Annotated in this window: 10 protein-coding genes; all 10 read left to right on the forward strand. The window is 30.5% G+C overall.

Annotation, left to right across the window (positions count from 1 at the left end):
* The coding region (locus MKX53_RS19615; RefSeq protein WP_340913708.1) for a hypothetical protein at nucleotides 1-291 on the forward strand (291 nt) is incomplete at its 5' end.
* 5 nt (nucleotides 292-296) lie between these two features.
* Nucleotides 297-1,697, forward strand: a complete 1,401-nt coding sequence (locus tag MKX53_RS19620; protein ID WP_340913710.1) for a hypothetical protein — start codon at nucleotides 297-299, stop codon at nucleotides 1,695-1,697.
* A gap of 304 nt (nucleotides 1,698-2,001) precedes the next feature.
* Nucleotides 2,002-2,142, forward strand: coding sequence for a hypothetical protein (locus tag MKX53_RS19625; RefSeq protein ID WP_340913712.1), 141 nt, complete (start codon nucleotides 2,002-2,004; stop codon nucleotides 2,140-2,142).
* Nucleotides 2,143-2,358: 216 nt separating this feature from the next.
* Nucleotides 2,359-2,646, forward strand: a complete 288-nt coding sequence (locus tag MKX53_RS19630) for a hypothetical protein (protein ID WP_340913714.1) — start codon at nucleotides 2,359-2,361, stop codon at nucleotides 2,644-2,646.
* Between the two features lie 200 nt (nucleotides 2,647-2,846).
* The gene (locus tag MKX53_RS19635; RefSeq protein WP_340913717.1) at nucleotides 2,847-3,119 is read left to right on the forward strand and encodes a hypothetical protein; all 273 of its coding nucleotides are present in this window, start codon (nucleotides 2,847-2,849) and stop codon (nucleotides 3,117-3,119) included.
* Between the two features lie 22 nt (nucleotides 3,120-3,141).
* Nucleotides 3,142-3,462: a hypothetical protein gene (locus MKX53_RS19640; protein WP_340913719.1), complete on the forward strand. Its 321-nt coding sequence runs from the start codon at nucleotides 3,142-3,144 to the stop codon at nucleotides 3,460-3,462.
* The gene (locus MKX53_RS19645) at nucleotides 3,459-4,013 is read left to right on the forward strand and encodes an ATP-binding protein (RefSeq protein ID WP_340913721.1); all 555 of its coding nucleotides are present in this window, start codon (nucleotides 3,459-3,461) and stop codon (nucleotides 4,011-4,013) included. Before MKX53_RS19640 ends, MKX53_RS19645 begins: the two co-directional genes overlap by 4 nt.
* A gap of 162 nt (nucleotides 4,014-4,175) precedes the next feature.
* Nucleotides 4,176-4,364, forward strand: a complete 189-nt coding sequence (locus MKX53_RS19650; RefSeq protein ID WP_340913722.1) for a hypothetical protein — start codon at nucleotides 4,176-4,178, stop codon at nucleotides 4,362-4,364.
* A 438-nt stretch (nucleotides 4,365-4,802) separates the two neighbouring features.
* The gene (locus MKX53_RS19655; protein WP_340913726.1) at nucleotides 4,803-5,873 is read left to right on the forward strand and encodes a protein rep; all 1,071 of its coding nucleotides are present in this window, start codon (nucleotides 4,803-4,805) and stop codon (nucleotides 5,871-5,873) included.
* Nucleotides 5,874-6,011: 138 nt separating this feature from the next.
* Nucleotides 6,012-6,203: a hypothetical protein gene (locus tag MKX53_RS19660; RefSeq protein WP_340913729.1), complete on the forward strand. Its 192-nt coding sequence runs from the start codon at nucleotides 6,012-6,014 to the stop codon at nucleotides 6,201-6,203.
* Nucleotides 6,204-6,276: the final 73 nt, after the last annotated feature.

Genomic DNA, 6,276 nt, shown 5'->3' on the forward strand with positions numbered 1-6,276 from the left:
ATAATAAGGAGGAATGACAAAATGGCTTTAGTTTTACTTGAGGGAATATTTATGAATGCAGAAATTAAAACTACTACATTCGAAGGTGTTTCAAAAACTGCATTGTATTTAGATATTTATCAAAAGGATTCACCAGTAAAAGATAAGTTAGTTCAATTAAAATCAGATGATTTAGCTTTAATGAAAGTTATAACTGAAAATTACGATTTTGGTTCTGTTATTAATACAAAAGCAACTTTAAGTGCTTATAAAAATCAAACGTACTTTAAATTATTAGAATTTGTAAGTTAAATTCAATGTGTAAAAGAATATTAATAATCTTATCCTCAATCGTAATTGCGTTTACTTCTGTTTATGTAATACCAAGCCAAAAAGCTAACGCTATTGCATTTGCAGGGGTAGTACCGGCAGGAATAACAGTTGGTGCGGGTGTATATGTTACTGCTGCATTAGTAGTTGGTTCTGTTGCTACTGTCGTTGGTATTGAACATGGTGATGAAATCAATGCACATGCACAAAGAGTTTGGGATTCAAGTACTCAATTAGCAAAAGATTCATTAAATGCAAGTATTGATCTAGCAGTTGCTACTGGAAATACATCTGTAGAATTAGGTTCAGATTTCTTAAATTGGTTAAAAGAACAAATAAATCCAATGGCTGCCGAAATCGCAAGTTTTACTTCAGCAAGTGGATTATATAAAGTACAACCTTATGCAGATGGTTCAAAAGAATTCTGGGATTTGCAAGTTTTAGATTCTTCCGGTGCATTCTATGGTGCTACTATTTCCGTTAAATTTACAGATAGACAGAATAATTTGTGGATTTACTTCGGTAATAATAAAGTTTATGACAATTATTTATCAGATACAGATTATGCACAGTTAAAAGGGTTAGCACTTTCAAGTCCATATGGTGCATTTTCAGTTGTATCAGGTAATGCAGGTTCAATTTATTCCGGGATAGATTTTAAGCTAAAGGGTGCTACTGCTGAATTAGATGAAATTTACAATAATGCTGTTTCAAAATTAACAGAATCATGGGAAACAATGAGGGATGCAGGTTTAGTATTACCAGTAGACGGTGCTGTTGGACATGTAGGTGATGTACCAATGTCTAAGTACAATAAAGATGCTGATACCTATACAGGTATTGACGGAAATATCTATAATCCTGCTGACTTAACTTGGTCATTTCCTAAACCTAAAGCAAGACATGGGGAAACTACTGAAGATGGTATTGTTATTCCTGATGGTGTTTATGTTAATAATCCGGCTATTACTGGAAATCCTGCAATTGATAAAATCATTGCTCAAAATCCAGCAATACCAAAAACAATAACTAATATTAATACTGGTGTAACTTATATGGACCCGGCTATTCCAAAAACTGCCCAACCTCCTAAAACACCAACACCTGAAAAACCTTTGGGTACAAATCCATTTAAAGATTTAATACCAATAGCTATCTTGTTAGCATTATTAGACCTTTTGGTTGCGATTCTTATGTATTTAGTACGAATGTTTGAGTTCATTATGCAAATTCCATTTGTTAGTGCAAGACCTATTCCAAACCAAGCATTTCAGTGGTTTAAAGAGTCTACCTTTTTAGGAATAAAACCTTATTCATTGACTATGACATTAGCTAGTTTTTTTGTTGGCTTTGCTGCATTTAAGTCAATAAGGAGGTTATTTCCATAGGAGAAATTGGAGCTTTTTTTACAAGAATATTAGAAGTGATCTATGGGGTTATAAATACTATTACTGGTACAGCTGATAGAATCAATGCTATTAAATTTAATGATGGTGGCATTGTTTTAGATTATCTTGGTTACATGAAATATATTATGGGAACTTCCTTATATACCATGTTTACAAGTATCTTATTAATTTCAATAGGTGTCGCCTTATATACTTATCTTTTAAAAGGGATAGGATATTTAAAGAATGTTTTACCTTGGTGACTGTATAACATGAATTTAAAATGACAGGAGGAAAAAAACATATGTTTAGTGGTTTAACTGTTACCGCAATCACGACTAATGCAACGGACTGGGCAGGAAATTTTGATGGTATCTTACTAGTTGTTGTTGGCATTGGTGTAGCATTTGCTTGTACTCGTTTCGTAAAATCTTTGTTCTTTTAATTAATAGATGGGTATGGCTTCCGACAGCTGTACCCTTCTTTTTTAGAAAGGAAAATAAACAATGCCAACAGATTTGTCAATAATTGAAGCTTATCTAACAACTATAGATTATAACATTATGATAATGATTAATCGAATTGAATTACTAATTGTAATACTAATTTTTATCACTGTTTTATATGTTTTTAACACATTTAGAAGAAGGAGGAATTAACTTTGCCACTTGATTTTATAGTAGACAATGACCTCTTAATGATTTTTGGAAGTATTACTTTAATGGGTGCGATAGCCGTTATTATTATAGAACTTATTAATTTCATTCCTGATTTTATGGCTAGTATATTAAACCGTATGAGAAATAAAACATTATCTGATGAAGCTGATTCTCTCTCGGTTACAGAATGGAATAATGGTCTTGAGCCAAACTTGGAAACATCACTTGATACTAAAAAAGGTTTAAATGAAAATGATTTCTTTAAAAGGTTTGTGAAGCAAAATGAATAGTTTATTAATAGTTGAAAATATAACTTTTGTCATTGCTAGTGCATTTGTGGTTTGTATAATTGCAGGTGTTTTTCAAATGTCTTATTTAATTGAAAAAATGGGTGATGATAAAAAATGAATATGTTTTTTTTATCAATATTACTTGCTACTACAATTCCCTTATATCATATTATTAAACACTCAAAAGGAGACCTATAAAAATGAACTTAGTTGTTGTAACAGATATTGGTGTAGACACTTATAAAAAATGGTCAGATGTAACAAAAAATCATGCTATAGAAAAAAGTGAATTTGTAAAATATGGTGACGATTATGTTGCCTATATGGATGAAGAATCTCATAGAGTTTCAAAAGATATTAAGTTATTAGAAGATGTTGCAAGTCGTGAAATATTTGGAAAGCCTAAAGTTGATACAACCAGCATCTTGTTAAATGCAATTGTAGTCGCAATTGTTATGACCTTAATGTTATAAAAATTAGAAAGGAGAATACCTAATGTTAGATGAAGGAAAGATTGATGACATATTTGGTGAATTTATTCGTAGTGGTACTGGATCAGGTGATGATATTAAGCAGATTTATAATACTTTGCCTTTCTTAAATTTTGAACAACAAAGACAAATAGTATTATTATCTTCTTTAGCTGAAAAATATGATTCACCAGTATTAAGAGAAATAGTAAATAAAGTTGAAGTCATTGCAAAACGAAATAGAAAGACAGGATTTAAATTTACTAGATTAATTGAATCATATTCATTGTATAAGCATTTTAAAGGCTATAGTGCTAACGCAAGAATGGGTGATGATAAAACGTGAAGCTAGGTGTATTTGGACCACAAGGAAGTGGAAAAACGTTATTTGTAATGGTATTGATCCGTTCACTACAAAAGAAATATGGTGGAGTTAAAATCTACACTAATATAAATGCTACTGGTCAAGACATTGAAGTTATTAATGATTTAGGAGAAATACCGTTTCAAGATGGTAAACCTAAAATTTTTGTAATAGATGAAGCTTACTTTACTTTGGATTCTAGGGGGTCATCCAGTAAACAAAATAGGATTTGGTCAAGGGCATTTGCTCTCTTTCGGAAATCTGATATTGTGCTTACTGTCTTTGTTACTCACCGGCCTAGAATGTTAGATGTTAATATTCGTGAACAACTCGATATGGTTTTGATGTGCAGAAAAGAAAAAGATATGTTTTCTTATTTGTTGTTAGATACTCTATCAATGATGACTACACCTATACAAATGCCTAAACATCCTTATATATATAATTTTGCTGATTACGATACAAAAGACTTTCCATTAGCAATATGGACAGAAAAATTACAGGAAAATCCTATTTTCCAATTAATAAAATAAGGATAAGAGAGCCGGGGCGAACTTGTTCGTCTTGGCTTTCTTATCCTATTAATATAAAACCAACCTAAATTTGTTAATTAAATTCTTTTTTGTATTACAAAATAGTATACAGAATGTAATACATTTGATATAATTAGTTTATCAAATAGAGGGGGTTGCAAATTGAAAACAATTTCATTTAGACCACAACCACTAGATAGTTCATTAATAGAACAACTTATTTCTACTGGTAATTACAAAGATACTTCGCATATTATCCGAACTGCGATAATGACACTTGCTCAAAAAGAATTAGGTACTGATGAAGTTACTAAAATTCTTTTAAAAGAGCATAATTTAGGAGGACTTTAAGATTATTGTCGTTAATTGCTAAAACTCTATAGAAGGGGAGGGGACGAGTGTTCGATTTTTTGGTTCTAGTTAATACGAGTTAAGCAACCAAAGACCGCTCACATGCTTTAGCATGTATTACTAGCGATTGGCGAATGCCAATAAGACCGACACAGTAAAACTAATCTTTCAAATGAACGTCAGAAGTAATTTATTTCATTACTAATCGCAAATCCCACACATTTTATTACTGTTTTGAACTTAAAGGGGGTGAGTTCTTGTTTGTGATAATGGAAACAGTTTCTTGGACAGTTGCAGCACTAGGAATAATTTTGATTTTTGTTATTATGTCTACTGATTACATTTCGAATAAGCCTTGATAAAGTGATTAAATAAGATTTTGGGTTCCCTTGGTATATATTACGAAATCACCGTCACCTTTTCAGAAAGGAGAAAATAATGAATGGCATATTAGACGATAAAATTAGGTCAATACGAACAGAACGTTATGCTTGTCAGTCAGTATCAAGAATGGCATTACCTAAAGAAAGAGTATCAATGTGTTTACGTTCTAGAAACGGAGATCATGTATCTGTTCATAGACATAGAAAAACTAATAAGTCATTTTATGGTGGTTTAATGGTTTGTGGTAGTGTTTGGACTTGCCCTGTTTGTGCAGCTAAAATATCAGAAAAAAGACGAGAAGAATTACACCAAGCTTTCACTACACATCAAGATGATGGTGGAAAAATTGCGATGTTAACTTTAACTTTTAGTCATAACAAGTTTGATAGATTGGAAGATTTGATTTTTAAATTTGGACAAGCTACACAAAAATTTATGAGTGGAAAAAGGTATCAAAATATTAGAGAAGAACTAGGTCTGATTGGAAGGGTTAGAGTGTATGAAGTTACTTATGGAGAAAACGGGTTCCATCCACATTCTCATATTGCACTTTTTTATAAAAATGATGTTGATCTAATTAAAATGCGAATTAAAATGTATGAATTGTGGGAAAAAGCTTGTGTAAAAGTAGGCTTAGCAACTAACTTTAAACATGGTTTAGATTTACAATCTGCAGAAAATGCGGAAGATTATTTTTCAAAACATGGTACTTGGTCTATTGAACAGGAATTAAGTAAATCGCATATTAAAAAAGCAAAAAATGGTTCACTCTCACCATTTGATTTTCTAAGAATATATTTAACTACTGGAGATAAAAAGTATTTAAAATTATTTCAAGAATATGCAAAATGTTTTAAAGGAAAAAGACAGATTCAATGGTCCCAAGGTTTAAAAAAGAAGTTTATTTTAGAGGAAAAATCAGACGAAGAATTAGCTAAAGAGAAATTAGAAGAAGCTGATTTATTAGGTCTACTCGATTTTGAAGAATGGAAATATATTTTAAGAAATGATTTACGTTCAAAATTACTTGATAATGTAGAGAAATATGGATTTGATATTGGTCTACATATTACAATAAAAAAAGAATCTTCAAGCGACGAAGATTCCAGGGCATTAGAAATATAGCATATTTCGTTTTTTATATTATACAATATATTGTTTAACTTTAGAAGTCTTATGTATTTAAGGCTTCTTTTTTATATTTATATGTTATCGTTTATTAAAAAACTATTAAGGGGAATTTTTTTAATGAGGATTGATAAAATGGGACGAAAGAGAAAAAAATTAATAGAAAAGTCTACATCTATTATTTTTAGAATTGACAATGAAACTCTATTTAAATTATGTGATATCTTACAAATTAAATATGATGAGAACGCGGAAATATTGGATGATAGTACAAAAAATGCCTTAAATGTTGAAATTAAGAAAATAGTCCATGAATTTGTAAAATAAGTATTGCTTTTTGTCTATTTTTTTTTTATGATTAATAAGAACAAATAAGCAGTACCAAATAAGTGTTCGCATA

Origin of the sequence: Psychrobacillus sp. FSL K6-4615, from assembly GCF_038008225.1 — a bacterium.
Taxonomy (GTDB): domain Bacteria; phylum Bacillota; class Bacilli; order Bacillales_A; family Planococcaceae; genus Psychrobacillus; species Psychrobacillus psychrotolerans.

What these genes read in the sequence shown, in the direction of transcription:
- MKX53_RS19620 (WP_340913710.1), top strand. Translation starts at nt 297, where the DNA reads ATGTGTAAAAGAATATTAATAATCTTATCCTCAATCGTAATTGCGTTT.
- MKX53_RS19625 (WP_340913712.1), top strand. Translation starts at nt 2,002, where the DNA reads ATGTTTAGTGGTTTAACTGTTACCGCAATCACGACTAATGCAACGGAC.
- MKX53_RS19635 (WP_340913717.1), top strand. Translation starts at nt 2,847, where the DNA reads ATGAACTTAGTTGTTGTAACAGATATTGGTGTAGACACTTATAAAAAA.
- MKX53_RS19640 (WP_340913719.1), top strand. Translation starts at nt 3,142, where the DNA reads ATGTTAGATGAAGGAAAGATTGATGACATATTTGGTGAATTTATTCGT.
- MKX53_RS19655 (WP_340913726.1), top strand. Translation starts at nt 4,803, where the DNA reads ATGAATGGCATATTAGACGATAAAATTAGGTCAATACGAACAGAACGT.
- MKX53_RS19660 (WP_340913729.1), top strand. Translation starts at nt 6,012, where the DNA reads ATGGGACGAAAGAGAAAAAAATTAATAGAAAAGTCTACATCTATTATT.